This window comes from Craurococcus roseus (genome assembly GCF_039523795.1).
In the GTDB taxonomy this organism is placed as follows: domain Bacteria; phylum Pseudomonadota; class Alphaproteobacteria; order Acetobacterales; family Acetobacteraceae; genus Craurococcus; species Craurococcus roseus.
The window spans coordinates 14,128-28,340 of sequence record NZ_BAAAFZ010000052.1 but is presented as its reverse complement, the minus strand read 5'-3'; the positions used below and the strand labels follow the sequence as shown (position 1 = coordinate 28,340).

General features: G+C 72.4%; 14 protein-coding genes and 1 pseudogene. 2 read left to right on the top strand and 13 right to left on the bottom strand.

Annotated elements, in window-relative coordinates; all coding sequences use genetic code 11:
* Positions 1-120: 120 nt before the first annotated feature.
* The 6 genes and pseudogenes from ABD067_RS16520 to lepA form a co-directional block, all read right to left on the bottom strand.
* Positions 121-999, bottom strand: a complete 879-nt coding sequence (locus ABD067_RS16520) for a VOC family protein (protein ID WP_343896450.1) — start codon at positions 997-999, stop codon at positions 121-123.
* Between the two features lie 11 nt (positions 1,000-1,010).
* Positions 1,011-1,943 (bottom strand): alpha/beta fold hydrolase, encoded by a 933-nt coding sequence (locus tag ABD067_RS16515; protein WP_343896449.1) that lies wholly within the window; start codon positions 1,941-1,943, stop codon positions 1,011-1,013.
* Between the two features lie 109 nt (positions 1,944-2,052).
* The gene (locus tag ABD067_RS16510; RefSeq protein WP_343896448.1) at positions 2,053-3,054 is read right to left on the bottom strand and encodes a trypsin-like serine peptidase; all 1,002 of its coding nucleotides are present in this window, start codon (positions 3,052-3,054) and stop codon (positions 2,053-2,055) included.
* 121 nt (positions 3,055-3,175) lie between these two features.
* Positions 3,176-3,556, bottom strand: a pseudogene (locus tag ABD067_RS26465) (DUF4166 domain-containing protein); the annotation flags it as partial.
* 68 nt (positions 3,557-3,624) lie between these two features.
* Positions 3,625-4,620: a tripartite tricarboxylate transporter substrate-binding protein gene (locus tag ABD067_RS16505; RefSeq protein ID WP_343896447.1), complete on the bottom strand. Its 996-nt coding sequence runs from the start codon at positions 4,618-4,620 to the stop codon at positions 3,625-3,627.
* Positions 4,621-4,858: 238 nt separating this feature from the next.
* Positions 4,859-6,664: a translation elongation factor 4 gene (lepA, locus tag ABD067_RS16500; protein WP_343896446.1), complete on the bottom strand. Its 1,806-nt coding sequence runs from the start codon at positions 6,662-6,664 to the stop codon at positions 4,859-4,861.
* A 200-nt stretch (positions 6,665-6,864) separates the two neighbouring features.
* Between lepA and ABD067_RS16495 the strand changes: the two genes are divergently transcribed.
* Entirely contained in the window at positions 6,865-7,221 is a 357-nt protein-coding gene (locus tag ABD067_RS16495; RefSeq protein ID WP_343896445.1) for a hypothetical protein, read from the top strand.
* Positions 7,205-7,600: a hypothetical protein gene (locus ABD067_RS16490; RefSeq protein WP_343896444.1), complete on the top strand. Its 396-nt coding sequence runs from the start codon at positions 7,205-7,207 to the stop codon at positions 7,598-7,600. Before ABD067_RS16495 ends, ABD067_RS16490 begins: the two co-directional genes overlap by 17 nt.
* Before the next feature lie 24 nt (positions 7,601-7,624).
* On the opposite strand, the gene ABD067_RS16485 is transcribed toward ABD067_RS16490, so the two are convergent.
* From ABD067_RS16485 to ABD067_RS16455, 7 genes are all read right to left on the bottom strand, one after another.
* Entirely contained in the window at positions 7,625-8,491 is an 867-nt protein-coding gene (locus ABD067_RS16485; protein ID WP_343896443.1) for a hypothetical protein, read from the bottom strand.
* A 218-nt stretch (positions 8,492-8,709) separates the two neighbouring features.
* Positions 8,710-9,081: a hypothetical protein gene (locus ABD067_RS16480; protein WP_343896442.1), complete on the bottom strand. Its 372-nt coding sequence runs from the start codon at positions 9,079-9,081 to the stop codon at positions 8,710-8,712.
* 51 nt (positions 9,082-9,132) lie between these two features.
* Positions 9,133-11,613 (bottom strand): phenylalanine--tRNA ligase subunit beta, encoded by a 2,481-nt coding sequence (pheT, locus tag ABD067_RS16475; protein ID WP_343896441.1) that lies wholly within the window; start codon positions 11,611-11,613, stop codon positions 9,133-9,135.
* Position 11,614: 1 nt separating this feature from the next.
* A complete protein-coding gene (gene pheS / locus ABD067_RS16470) occupies positions 11,615-12,727 on the bottom strand; it encodes a phenylalanine--tRNA ligase subunit alpha (RefSeq protein ID WP_343896440.1) in 1,113 nt (370 codons plus the stop codon).
* Between the two features lie 109 nt (positions 12,728-12,836).
* The gene (gene rplT / locus ABD067_RS16465) at positions 12,837-13,226 is read right to left on the bottom strand and encodes a 50S ribosomal protein L20 (RefSeq protein ID WP_343896439.1); all 390 of its coding nucleotides are present in this window, start codon (positions 13,224-13,226) and stop codon (positions 12,837-12,839) included.
* A gap of 13 nt (positions 13,227-13,239) precedes the next feature.
* The gene (gene rpmI / locus ABD067_RS16460) at positions 13,240-13,446 is read right to left on the bottom strand and encodes a 50S ribosomal protein L35 (protein WP_343896438.1); all 207 of its coding nucleotides are present in this window, start codon (positions 13,444-13,446) and stop codon (positions 13,240-13,242) included.
* Between the two features lie 537 nt (positions 13,447-13,983).
* On the bottom strand, positions 13,984-14,213 hold a 230-nt coding region (locus ABD067_RS16455), incomplete at its 5' end, for a response regulator transcription factor (protein WP_343896437.1).

Here is a 14,213-nt window from a genome sequence, read left to right as displayed (position 1 = left end):
GGTAGCCCGCCGGCACCGCCGGGGCAAGAACGGCGGCCGCGAGGCGGCAAGGCGGAATCCGTCCGGGACCGGTCGAGTCCGCGGCGAGGAACCCGCGGCCAAAGCCCTGCCGCGGCGCCTTCAGCCCGGCGGCATCGTCCAGGCCCAGCCCTCGTGCCCGGCGGCGTAGTTGCGGTTGTTCAGCGCGGCGTTGCGGTTGACCAGCGGCCGGCCGAACATCGGGTGCGTCATGCTGCGGACCTCGTGCTCCACCGTGAACAGCATCGCGCCCGTGTCCGGGTCCACGATGTCGCGGAAGCGGTACTGCCACTGGCTGTCCTCGCGCGAGACCAGCCCGCGCTTCCGCAGCTTGGTGTAGGGCCCGCCGAAATCCGCCAGCGCGATCTGGACGTGGTGGCCGTCGAAGGGCGGGCGCGGCCGGTCCGTTTCCCGAAACACCAGATGCTGGTTCTTCGCCACCAGCGCCCGCGCCGTGCCGGCGCCCTCCGTCCAAGCCCGGACGCCGAGGATCTCGTTGTAGAAGCGCGCGATGCCTCCCACGGCGCCGGGCGACACGTCGAACTCGACGTAAGGGATGCCGAGCGTGACCGGCCCGAACCGAGCCCGGTCCGGCGCGTGGCAGCGGATGCGGTTGCCCCAGGGGCAGGTCGCCTCCGCGCCGTCCCCGGTCTCCGCGAAGGCGAAGCGCGTGCCTTCGAGCTGGCCGCGGACCTTCGCCAGCCGGTCGAGCAACTGCGCCCGGTTCGGCACCACGAGGCCCGTCGTGCCGCGCAGCACCTGCGGCGCTCCGGTGGGCAGGTGGAACTGGCTCGCCCCGGCGTTGGCCCACATGTTGTCCGTGCCCGTCATCAGGAACGGGTCGCGCGTCAGCCCGAGCCCGCTGATGTAGAAGGCCGTCGCCGCCTGCTGGTCCGGGACGCGCAGGTTCACGTGCTGCAGCTCGACGGCGTTGCCGAGCGACTCGGCAGCGCGGTCAAAGGCGTTGGCGTGCGTGTCCATCGGTCGTCCCCCTACCGCGCCGCCGACCGCGCCAGCGCCGCCAGTTCGCGGTTGAAGCGCGGCGCGTCCTCCCAGAACGGCGCGTGGCCGATGTTCTCGTACACCGAAAGCCGGGCGCCCGGCACGGTCGCGGCGGTGTGGCGGCCCATCGACGCCAGCACGAGCTTGTCCTGGTCGCCGTGGGTGACGAGCGTAGGCAGCGACAGCGCCCGCAGCTTCGCGTCGATGTCCATCGGCCGCCCCTGGAGCGCCAGCCGCACGTGCCGCGGCACCATCATGTTGAAGGCCAGCATGGTCTCGAAGTCGCTCGCCGAGGGCTGGACCTCGAAGCAGTCGCGCAGGAAGGCGACCGTGGCGCGGATGGCCGTCGCCGGATCGGCGCTGGCCCCGCCGTTCGGCCCGTTGTGCCGCCCACCTCGCCCGAATCGCGACGGGTCCGCCGCAGAGGAGGTCGCACCCACCCAGTTCATGGCGGAGAGCGAGCCCGCCCCGTGCTCCGCGATGTAGTCGCCCATGATCCGCCCGCCGTAGGACCAGCCCACCAACACCGGCCGTCGCAGCCCGAGGGCGTCGATCACCGCTCCGACCTCGTCCGCCCACGCCTTGCCCGGCTTGTAGAACGCGTCGCCCTCGGGCTTGCCGCTCATCCCGTGGCCGCGGATGTCGTAGGCCACCATGCGGAACTCGCGCGCGAGCCCCGGGTCGCGCGTCTGCCGGTCCCACGACAGCGCCGCCTGCATGTAGCCGTGGACGAACAGGATGGCCGGCCCTTGCGGGTTGCCGTGCTCGTAGGCGGCGACCTCGACGCCGTCCGGCGCGCGGACCCGGTGCTGCCGCGGCGGGGCGTCGGCCGGCGGTGCCGGCTGCGCCCGCGCCGGCTTGACGCCGAGAAGGGCGGCCGAGCCGAGCGCGACGCTGCCCAAGGCTTCCCGACGCTGCGGCATGGGGCGTCCCTCCTCCGTGCCGGCGCAGGCTGGCACGGGGCGCCGCCGCGGAACAAGGGAGCGAAACCCGGCATCGAGCCGCCGCGCGGATGCCGGGGGCCGCGCCCGGTCAGGCCAGCAAATGATCGTTCGAAGCCATCCAGTAGAGGATGTTGTCGTAGCTGTTGGCGATGTCGAAAGCCGCGACCCCTCTGCCGGCGTTCGGATCGCCCGAAGACACGAGCCCGACCACAGACGGCCTGCCGCTGGGGCCGTAGTGCCACACCGGGCCGCCGGAGTTGCCACGGTGCGCCTCGAACCAAGTGATGTAGGTGAAGGAGTCGTTCGGGGCGTCGTACGCCAAAGCCACATCGTCGGTGAGGGTGCGGCCGTAGACGCCAGGATAGCCCGTCAGATGGGCGAAGCCCTGCTTGAAGGTCGGGTCCAGGTCCATCCACCCGGTCCTGTAGCCGAGTGGCTTGTTCAAGGTGAGCAAGGCGATGTCCCGCTCGCTTCCCTCGAGGCCGGGGCCGCCGTTGCCGGCGCGGATGATCCCGTCGTCGTCGGGATCGAAACCGGTGTCGGCGATGGTGACCGCCGCTGTGGAAAAGCCGAAGGGGCTGCCTTCCCAGCCGAGCGCCGAGATGTATGCGGGCACCGCGACCAAGGACGTGGGATAGCCGCCCGAAGCCGGCGCGTAGACGACGTGCGCGGCCGTGAGCACGTCGTTGGGCCCCACGATGACACCGGTGCCGAAAGCGGATGCCCCGTTGGGGAACACCGCGTGCAAAAAGACCACGGCCGAGTAGGGGTACTCCGACGTAAGGACGCCTCGCTGCGCCAAGGCCGGATAGGCGTCGAGGGGAAGGTCGGCGGGCGCCGCGAGCCCGTTCTCGCCGAGCAGGCCGGGGGCGGACCACGCCCCAGCCCCGGCCGGCCGGTCTGAAGGGAGGGCGCCGCCGCGGCACGGGGCGTCGCCGCCCGATCCGGCGATGCTTCGCTGCTCCACGCAACCCGATGCGGGCGCGGGCGCGCCCGGAACTGGATCCAAAAGAGGCATGGCGGTCCCCCACGCGCCAAGCTCCGCCGCGGCAGCCCGGACACCGATGCCTACCTTGCGGCGCCGGCTCAATCCGGGTCAACATCGCTCGGGCCGGTGGCACGGCGCGCTTCGAACCGCCGGGACGCGGCGGCCGCGTGCCGCGCTCCGTCTTTCTCCGTCGCCCCGCGGGCCCGGCCACGAGCCAGCCGCTGTACCGCACGATCCGCCCGGGCAGCGGCAGGCGCACCGGCACGTCGAACCGGAAACGCCCTTCGGCGTCCACCGACTCCCGCGCCTCGCCGCGCGGCGCGAGGCGCTTCGGCAAGGGCAACCGCCCGCAGCGCACCCGTCCACCGCCAGCCCGGCAGGTGCCGCAGCGCCGCCAAAGGCCGCGTCCGATTTGAAGAACGCCCGGCCGCCGAGGGTCACGGCGTTGGTTTCCGGCTCCGCCGTGTTTATGCCCAGCCGCGTGGCCAAATCCCGCCCGGCCGCGTCCTGGATGGCGACGAAGCGGAACCGCATGGCCGGGTCCGCGCCGCGCCACGAAGCGCACCCAGGCGGAGCAGAGCAGGCACACCCCGTCGAAGAGCATCAACCCGTTTGGCAGGCCGGGGGCGGGGACCGGCGCCCAACGCCGGCCGCCGCCCGCCCCGCCCATGCTCAGTCCGCGAACTGCCCCGCCGCCTGGATGATCGGCTTCCACTTGGCGATGTCGGCCTGCCAGAACTTGCGGTGCGCGTCCGGCGTCGCCCGGTCCTGCGCCACCGGCGCGGTGCCGAGGTCGGCGAAGCGCGCCACCAGCTTCTCGTCGCGCAGCGCCGCTTGCAGCGCCTTGGACAGCCGCTGCTGGATCTCGGCCGGCGTGCCCTTCGGCGCGTACAGCCCGTGCCACACCGACACCTCGAACTCCGGCAGCCCGGCCTCCTTGGAGGTCGGGACGTTCGGCAAGGACTGCACCCGCTCGGCGGTGGTGACGTTGAACACCTTCATCGAACCGGCATTGATGTGCTCGGTGGTGTTGGTGGTCTGGTCGCACATCAGGTCGATGCGGCCGGACAGCACCTCTTGGACAGCCGGGCCGGTGCCGCGGAAGGGCACGGTGGTCATGGCGGTGCCGACCGCCTTCATCAGCAGCAGGCCGCAAAGGTGGCTCGCCGCGCCGATGCCGGCGTTGGCGTAGTTGAGCCTGTCGCCCTCGCGCTTGATCACCTCCACCGCCTCGGCCAGCGTGTTGGCCGGGAAGTCCTTCTTGGCCACCAGCGTCATCGGCACCTCGGTGACGAGGCCGATGGTCTCGAAGCCGTTCACCGGGTCGTAGGGGAGGCGGCGGTACAGGGTGGGCGCCGTCGCCATGCCGATGTGGTGCAGCAGCAGCGTGTGGCCGTCCGGCCTGGCCTGCGCGACGCGCGCCGCGCCCAGCGTGCCGCCGGCGCCGCCCACGTTCTCCACCACCACCGTCTGGCCAAGGTCACGGCCCATCGCCTCGGCGACGAGGCGCGTCACCGTGTCGGTCGGCCCGCCGGCGGCGAAGGGGACGATGACCGTGACGGTGCGGGTGGGGTAGTTGCCCTGCGCACGGGCGCCGCCCGCGATCCAGGGGGCGGCGAGCGCGCCGGTGGCGAGCGCGAACAACGGGCGGCGGGCGACGGGCGGCATGGTGCGAAACCTCCATTGTGTGGCCGGAACCACGGGCGGCGTGCGGCCGGATGCCCGGGGAGCCCGGCCCGCGTCAAGACGCGGCCGGGGGCCCCGGGGTCTCGGTGCAGCCAGGACGCGCGGCTAGCCTTCCGGTTCGCCGGGTCGAGTTCACCATGACATCAAAACGGTTTTGTGACGGCTTCGGGAACCCGTTCCCGAACGCTCGATCGAACCTCCACGCTGGAAGCCCCGCCGGTCAGGCGTCCATCTTGAGGGCCGCGATGAAGGCGCTCTGCGGGATTTCGACCTTGCCGAACTGCCGCATGCGCTTCTTACCCTCCTTCTGCTTGTCGAGGAGCTTGCGCTTGCGCGAGATGTCGCCGCCGTAGCACTTGGCGGTCACGTCCTTGGACAGCGCCGAGATGGTCTCCCGCGCGATCACCCGGCCGCCGATCGCCGCCTGGACCGGGATCTTGAAGAGCTGGCGCGGGATCAGCTCCTTCAGCCGCTCGCAGATCGCGCGCCCGCGGCGCTCGGCGGCGGAGCGGTGCGCCATGAAGGAGAGCGCGTCCACCGGCTCGTTGTTCACCAGGATGGAGATCTTGACGAGGTCGCCCTCGTCGTAGCCGTCCATCGCGTAGTCGAAGGAGGCGTAGCCGCGCGAGACGGACTTGAGGCGGTCGTAGAAGTCGAACACCACCTCGTTCAGCGGCAGCCGGTACACCGCCATGGCGCGGTTGCCGACATAGGTCAGCTCCACCTGCTGCCCGCGCCGCTCGTTGCACAAGGTCAGCACGGCGCCGAGATAGTCGTCCGGCACCATGATCGTGGCCTTGATCCAGGGCTCCTCTATGGCGTCGATGAGCGTCGGGTCCGGCATGTCCGCCGGGTTGTGCAGCTCGATCACCTCGCCCTTGGTCGTGCGCAGCTTGTAGACCACGCTCGGCGCGGTGGCGATCAGGTCGAGGTCGAACTCGCGCGCGAGGCGCTCCTGCACGATCTCCAGGTGGAGGAGCCCGAGGAAGCCGCAACGGTAGCCCAGGCCCAGCGCCGCGCTGGTCTCCGCCTCGTAGTGGAAGGAGCTGTCGTTCAGCCGCAGCTTGCCGAGGGAATCGCGCAGTTTCTCGAAGTCGTCGGCGTCGATCGGGTACAGGCCGCACCAGACCACCGGGATGGAAGGCTTGAAGCCCGGCAGCGCCGCTTCGGCCGGGTGCCGGTCGTCGGTGATGGTGTCGCCGACGTTGGTGTCCGCCACTGTCTTGATGGCCGCCGTCATGAAGCCCATCTCGCCCGGCCCGAGGCTGTCCACCGGCACCATCTTGGGCGCGAATACGCCGACCTGCTCCACCGTGTGCGACTGGCCCTTGGCCATCATGCGGACGCGCTGCCCCTTGCGCATCCGACCGTCCTTGACCCGCACCAGGATGACGACGCCGAGATATGGGTCGTACCAGCTATCGACCAGCAGCGCCTTGAGCGGCGCGTCCGGGTCGCCTTTGGGCGGCGGCAGGCGCTGCACCAGCGCCTCCAGCACGCCCTCGATGTTCAGCCCCGTCTTGGCGCTGATCTCCACCGCGTCGGAGGCGTCGAGCCCGATCACGTCCTCGATCTGCTGGCGAACCCGCTCCGGCTCCGCCGCCGGCAGGTCCACCTTGTTGAGCACGGGGACGATCTCGTGCCCGGCGTCGATCGCCTGGTACACGTTGGCCAGCGTCTGCGCCTCCACGCCCTGCGAGGCGTCCACCACCAGCAACGAGCCCTCGCAAGCGGCGAGCGAGCGCGACACCTCGTAGGCGAAGTCCACGTGCCCCGGCGTGTCCATCAGGTTCAGGACGTAGGTCTGCCCGTCCTTCGCCGGGTAGGTGAGCCGGACGGTCTGCGCCTTGATGGTGATGCCGCGCTCCCGCTCCAACTCCATGTTGTCCAGCACCTGCTCCTTCATCTCGCGGGCGGTCAGCGCCCCGGTGGCCTGGATCAGCCGGTCGGCCAGGGTGGATTTCCCGTGGTCGATGTGGGCGATGATCGCGAAGTTGCGGATGCGGGCGAGCGGGGTGTCGGTCATGCGGTTCCGGCGGCGCGGGGGAGGGGGCGGCGCTCCCGGCCTGTGTTCGCAAGGGAGATAAGGCAGCGGGGCACCGAATCAAAGCACGGAAGGGCGGCGCCCGCCCGCGCCCGGCCGCTCGCGGAAGTGACAATTGTCGTTACGTGGGGTCTGTGCTGCGATGCCGCTGGTTACGCAAGCGACAAAAGGCCGATTCGGAAATGAGAAGACGGACAGGCTTTCTCCACGGCCTGGGGGCGGCGCTGCTCCTGGCCTCCGGCTGCGCCCAGGCGCCGGAAACGGTGGCCGCCGCGCCGGTGAGCGAAGCGCAGTACCTCGGCTGGGACTGCGCGCAACTGCGCTTCGAGGTGGGGCGGCTCGACCGCGTCCTCGCCGACCTCTACGTCGAGCAGCGGCAAAGCCGGAACGACGACGCCCTCGGCTACGTCTTCGCCCTGGCGCCCCTCGCCAGCATGTCGGGCGGCGACCTCCGCCACCAGATCGCGCTGCGGAAAGGCGAGCACGCGGCCGCCCGGCAGGCCGCCAACCGGAGGTGCCTCCATGCCGCCCGTTTCTGACGCCCGCCGTCGGGCGGGGCCGCACGGGGCCGGCGCGTTCCGGGCCGCCGCCCTCGCCGCGGCTTTGGCGCTGGGCGCCTGCGCCCAAACGCCGGAGTCGATCGCCCCCGCCGCTGTGGACGAGGGCCGCTACGGCTACCTCACCTGCCCGGAGATGGGCCACGAGATGGCGCGCCTGAACCGCGGTTTGGCGAACCTCGCCACCGAGCAGAGCGCCAAGCGGGTGAACGACGCCGTCGGCTGGACGCATCTCCTGCATCCCGCCCATTCGGCGAGGACGCACGACATCCGCTCCTGGATCGCCCTCCACAAAGGCGAGTTGGAGGCCGTCGAGCGCGCGATGGCGCGACGCTGCTTCAGGGCGCCGGTCCGCTTTTGACCGGCGACCCGGTCAGGGGAAACGTCAGCCCCCGACGAGGCGCTGGGCCACCACCTCCCGGCGGCTGCGGACGATCTGCCACAGCACGTCCGGCGCCGACTTGTCCCAGGCGATCGCTTGGCCCTCGGCCTCGATCGGCAGCGTGAGCACCCGTTCGAGGACGGAGCCCATGCGCGGCAGCCGCAGCGCGTAGACTTCCTTGTGGTCGTGGCCCGTGCACCAGAGCAGGCCGTCCGGACCCCAGGACGCGCCGGACACCGACATCGGCTCCGCCCGGCGCAGCACCTCCGGCGGAAAGGTCCAACCGCCGGTCTGGCGCAGGTCGCCGGGCGCGTGCCGGGCGAGGTGCGTCCACCACGTGTTGCCGTAGGGCCGCTGGTTGCGGCCGAACACGCGCGAGTAGTTGGCCCACACCGCCCACCAAGCGCCCTCGTGCCATTCGAAGGCGGTGAGGCTGCCCGGCATGATCCCGAAGGAATGGCTGCCCGCGTGGCGCAAGGTCCCCGCGTCGAAGCGCTCTACGCTGGAGAGCATCGGCTCCTCGGGGTAGTTGGAATGCGCCACCAGCACCTGCCCTTCGTGCAGGCTCAGGCTGTTCATGTGGATGATCGGGCCGTCGCGCGGGCTTTCGAAGCGCGCGACCTCGGCCTGGGTGCGCCGGTCGAACTTCGCGATCAATCGGTCGTCCACGACGAAGACGTGGTCGGCGTCTGCGCAAACGCCCTGTCGCGCCGCCGGGGTGGTGAAGCGCGCCAGCGTCTCGAAGCGACGCTCGCCCGGCCCGGCCTGCCCAGGTGCTTGGGCCAGGACGGGCGCCGAAGCCGACGCCGCCGCCAAGGCCAGCAAGGAGCGCCGGCCCGCCGCCGCCGCGCCCGATGTCAACGCTTCCATCGCCGCCTCCCGCCCCGCATGGCCGGGCGGCACCATGGCGCTGCCGGGCGCGGCGTGTCGAGCGGACGGCGGGCGGCCGATCGCCCCGCCCCACCCGGTCCGCCGCCGGACGCTCCTGCTTGGCTTGTGCTTTGGAGGACAGCAAGCGAGGGCTGGTGGCGGCGGCCGGGGCACCACGCGCCGGCCGGCCGGTGACCTTCCCGCCCCCGCCGTCCCGGTCAGTGGTCCTGGGTCTTATCCCGGCCGCCGAGGGACCAAGTCGTGAAGAAGTCCGGGTCCTTCACCACCTCGCCGGTCTGGCGGAGCCGGTACTCGCCCGGCGCGGCGGGGTGGAACGCGCGGGTGTCCGGCGGCAGCACCACCTCCTCGCCGGCCCGCACCCCTTCGAGGCGCAGCGCGATGCCCGTCCGCCAGTCCGCCCGTATCGCTTGGCCGCAGAACTCCCGCCGGCCGAGCACCGAGCCGTCCGGCGCCAGATCGGTGATGCCGACCAGCACCCGCTTGCCGACCAGCTCCACGGCGAGCTTCGGGTCCCAACGGGAGCCGTCATCGTCGATGACGACGCCGTCTTGCAGGGTGTCTCGGCGCAAGGCGGCCGGTCCTCCGGGCGGCGCGGGGCGCGCCGCCGGGGGGCAACGGCGCTAGGCCCGCAAGGTCGCTCCCGTGGCCTTGGCAACGGCGGCGACAATACGTTGCGATATAGATTCAATTTGCGCGTCGGTCAAGGTCGCCTCGCGCGGCTGCAACGTGGCCTGCACCGCCAGGCTCACCTTGCCGGGCGGCAGCTTGTCGCCGGCGTAGCGGTCGAACAGCGCCACGTCCGCGATCAACGCGCGGTCCGCTCCGCGCGCCGCGCGCAGCACCGCCTCGGCCGGCACGCCCTCGTCCACCAGGAAGGCGAAATCGCGCCGCACCGGCTGGAAGGCAGGCAGGTCGGCGGCGCCGCGCTTGCGGCGCTTGGGCTCCGGCACCGCGTCCAGGAACACCTCAAACCCTGCCGCCGGGCCGGGCAGCCCTAGCGCCGCCGCCACGCGCGGGTGGATCTCCCCGAAGCGCGCCAGCACGGTCTTCGGCCCCTGGCGCACGACGCCGCCGCGACCCGGATGGTAGTGCGGCGGCGCGTCGGCGGTGACGTTCAGCGCCGCCATCGGCACGCCGAGCGCCGCCAGCACCGCCAGCGCGTCGCCCTTGGCGTCCATCGCGTCCGCGGCGCGCGATGGCTCCGCCCAGTGGCGCGGCGTGTGCCCGGTGCGGAGTCCCGCCGCGGTCGAGCCTTGGCCTTCCGGCGAGGGGTCGGCGTAACCGCCGCCGACCTCGCACAACGCCGCGTCCGGGAAGCCGCGCGCCGCGTTGCGCGCCGCCGCCAGCAAGAGCGAGGCGAGGGGAGTCGGCCGCATTTGGTCGAGGTCGGACGCGATCGGGTTCACCAGCCGCAGCGCCTCCGGCGTGTCACCGAACAACGCCGCCGCGCGGCTGTCCAAAAAGGCGAAGGAGACGCACTCCAGCATCCCGCGCGCGCCCAGCACCCGCCGCGCCAGCGCCGTTCGCGCCTGCTTCGGCGACAAGGAGGGCGGCGGCACCGGCGAGGAGACCGGCAGGGACACGGGGGGCACCCGGTCGAGGCCGCGGATGCGCAGCACCTCCTCCACCAGATCGCACTCGGCCTCGACGGCCGCGCAGCCCTCGGCCGCGGCGCGCGCCCGCTCCGGCGGCAGTTCGGGTGCCTGGGCCAAGTGGATCGGCGCCGCCACGTCGTTGCGCCAGGACGGCACGGCCACCGTCACCCGCTCGGCGTCGCGGGCCTCCGCCGCGAAGCCGAGCCGCTCCAGGATGCGCACCGCCTCGTCCGGCGCCACGTCCCCGGCGCCGCCGAGCCCGGCCAGCCGCTCGAAACGGAGCGAAGCGTCGCGCCGCCACCGCGGCTCGGTCCCGGCGCCGACCACCTCGCTCGCCTCGCCGCCGCAAAGCTGGATGATGGTCTGCGTGGCGAGGTCGAGCGCGAGCGCCGGCAGGGCCGGATCGACGCCGCGCTCGAAGCGGGCGCGCGCGTCGGTGCGCACGTCGTGCCGACGGCCGGAAAGCGCGATCCGCACCGGGTCGAACAGCGCGCACTCGATGAAGCATTCGGTGGTGCCCTCGTCGCAGCCCGAATGCTCGCCGCCGATGATGCCGCCCAGCGCCTCCGGCCCCGCCGCGTCGGCGATGATGCCGTCCTCCGGCGTCAGCGCGTAGGTCTTGCCGTTCAGCGCCAGGAGGGTCTCCCCCTCGCGCGCCATGCGCATGGTGAGCGTCGCCCCCTCCACCTTCGCCACGTCGAAGACGTGCAGCGGCCGGCCGAGTCCGAAGGTGAAGAGGTTGGTGACATCGACCAGCGCGTTGATCGGCCGCTGGCCGATCGCCACCAGCCAATCCCGCAGCCACTTCGGCGAAGGCCCGTTCCGCAGCCCCCGGACGGCGCGCCCGAGCACGAAGTCGCAGGCGCGCGGGTCGGCGATCTCCCAGCGCAGCGGGGAAGGGTAGGCGGGCGCCACCTCGGGCCTAGGCAGCGGCTTCAACCGCCCCAGGCCGGCCGCGGCCAGGTCCCGCGCCACGCCGTGTACAGAAAGCGCGTCGCCGCGGTTCGGCGTCACGCTGATCTCGATGACGGGGTCGTCGAGGCCCGCCCACGCAGCGTAGCTCCCGCCCAGCGGCGCGTCGTCCGGCAGGTCGATGATGCCCGTGTGGTCGTCGCCGAGCCCCATCTCCCGCGCCGAAAGCATCATCGCTTCGGACGCCACGCCGCGGATCTCGCCCTTCTTGAGTGTGATCCCGGTGCCCGGGATGAACGCGCCCGGCAGCGCCAGCGCGCCCTTCATGCCGGCGCGCGCGTTGGGCGCGCCGCAGACCACGGAGAGCAGGCGCCCGCTGCCGTCGCCCGGATCGACCTTCAGCGCCCGCAGCCGGTCGGCTTTGGGGTGCTGTTCGGCCTCGACCACGCGCGCGATGCGGAAGGCGGCAAGCGCCGCGCCCCGGTCCTCGACGCCTTCGACCTCCAGGCCGATGCGGTTCAGCGTCGCGGCGATGTCCTCGACCGGGGCGTCCGTCTCCAGATGCGCCTTGAGCCAGGAAAGCGGGAACTTCACCTCACACGCCCTCCGCGAGCGAGGGCGGCGCCAGCGGGCTCGACGCGTTGTGCCTGAGCCACCGGAAGTCGCCCTCGTAGAACGGCCGAAGGTCGTTCATGCCGTGCTTCAGCATGGTGATGCGCTCGATGCCCATGCCGAAGGCGAAGCCCTGCCACTCCCGCGGGTCGATGCCGCAATTGGACAGCACGCGCGGGTGGACCATGCCGCTGCCCAGGATCTCCAGCCAATCCCCGCCCTTGCCCAGCTCGCCGGTCTTCCGGCTCCAGCCGATGTCCACCTCCATCGACGGCTCGGTGAACGGGAAGTAGCTGGCGCGGAACCGCACCGGCAGGTCGCCGATACCGAAGAAGGCGCGGAGGAAGTCGATCAGGCAGCCCTTCAGGTGGCCGAGCGTGATCGCCCGGTCGATCACCAGCCCCTCCACTTGGTGGAACATCGGCGAGTGCGTCGCGTCGTGGTCGGCGCGGAAGGTGCGGCCGGGCACGATCACCCGGATCGGCGGCTCCTGCGACAGCATCGTCCGTATCTGCACCGGCGAGGTGTGGGTGCGCAGCACCGGCCGCCGCTCGTTCGAGCCCGGGGAGGCGGGGAGGTAGAAGGTGTCGTGGTCCTGCCGCGCCGGGTGGTGCTCCGGGATGTTGAGGGCGCCGAAGTTGTGCCAGTCGCTGTCGATGTCCGGCCCCTCGGCCACCGAAAAGCCCATGGCGCCGAAGATCGCCGTCAACTCCTCGACGGTGCGGCTGATCGGGTGGACGCCGCCCGCCTCGGCGCCCGCCGGCGGGTGGGGGCGGGGAGGAAGGGTCACGTCCAGTCGCTCGGACGCCAAGCGCGCGTCCAGCGCCGCCGCTTCCAACTCGCCGCGGCGGGCCTCCACGGCCGCCTCCAACTCGCCCTTGAGCCGGTTCAACGCCGCGCCGCGCGCCTTGCGCTCCTCCGGCGGCGCCGCGCCGAGGCCCTTCAGCAGCGCCGTCAGCCGCCCGCTCTTGCCGAGCAGGCCGACGCGCGCCGCGTCCCAGGCGCGGAGGTCGGCGGCGGCGGCGAGTTCGGAAACCGCGTCGCGCCGCAGCGCGTCCAGGTCGTCGCCGGGAGGGGGGGCGAGATCGGTCGGCATATGGCAGGCACCTGTTGCGTGAACGGGAAGGGCCGCGCCCCCCGCCGGGGATGATCCCCCGGCGGTCCGGCGCGGCCCCCGGTCGTCGTCCGGCGGAGGGGCTGCGGCGTCAGGCCGCCGCGGGTTGCGCCGCTTCGGGCTGTGCCGGGGCGGCGGCCTTGGCCTTCTCCACCAGTGCCGCGAAGGATTGCGGGTCGTCGAAGGCGATGGTGGCCATCACCTTGCGGTCCATCTCGATCCCCGCCGCCTTGATGCCGGCCATGAAGCGGGAATAGGTCATCCCGTGCTCCCGCGCCGCGGCGTTGATGCGCTGGATCCAGAGGCCCCGGAAGTCGCGCTTCTTGTTGCGGCGGTCGCGGTAGGCGTATTGCAGCGCCTTCTCGACCCGCTCCAAGGCGATCCGGTAGTTGGTGGAAGACCGGCCGACATAGCCCTTGGCGAGCTTGAGGACCTTCTTGTGCCGGGCGTGGGCGACGACGCCCCGTTTGACGCGAGCCATCTGTCAGCCCCTCTTACCGCGAGAGCCCGTAGGGCGCCCATTGCAGCACGGTCAGCCCGTCCTGGTGCCGCAGCACTTGGCTGCCGCGGTTCTGGCGCTTGGCCTTTTGCGAGCGGTTGCGGAGCATGTGGCGCTTGAAGCCGGGGCCGGCCAGCACCTTGCCGGTGGCGGTCTGCTTGAATCGCTTCTTCACGGAAGACTTCGTCTTCAGCTTGGGCATTTCGCACTCCTTTCGGGGGAGCGCCTGCGGACGGCAGGCGCGGGACCGCGGCCGGGCATGCCCACACAAGCACCGGCGCGCGGAAGGCGGCGGCTATACCGGCCGCGGTGCGGCGGCGCAAGCATCCCGGCGGCCGGGCCCGCGCGGAAGGGCGGTGACGGCAGCCAAGATACTCAACTCACACGATGGTGGCGCGTGGGACCGGCGGAGGGCGTCCTGGCCGCGACCTTGCCTTCCTCGCAACACGGCGCGGCTCGCCTCCAACCCCTGTGCTGAACACGGGGCGGCGGACGCGCCGGCGCCGGTGGACGTGGTGGCGCCTGCCGCGCCAACGAGGCGCGGCAGGCGCCTCAAGCCCCCCGCCGCCGCTTAGCCGGGCGGGGGGGCGCTGCTGCTGCTACGGCGACGCGAGGGCGCCCCGGCGTCCTGGCCGCCCGGTCGCGGCGCTCCCCGGAAGCCTCCGGGCGGAACAACCGCGCTCGACGCGCGGGCGCCGGCCTCGCCGCGCGTGCATGGGGGAGCCCGCCGGGCCGCGCGTCACCCTTCGGGGCCGTCGTCGAGGCCCGCGGCCATAGCCAAGCGGACCGCCTCGGCCAAGCTCCGCACATCGAGCTTTTCCATGACCGCGGCCCGGTGCGCCTCCACTGTGCGGGGGCTGATGCCGAGTTCGTGGGCGATGACCTTGTTCGGTTGCCCGGACACCAGGGCGCGCAGCACGGTCCGCTCGCGTGGCGTCAGGGCCGCCACGCGCGCGGCCGCGGCCGGCG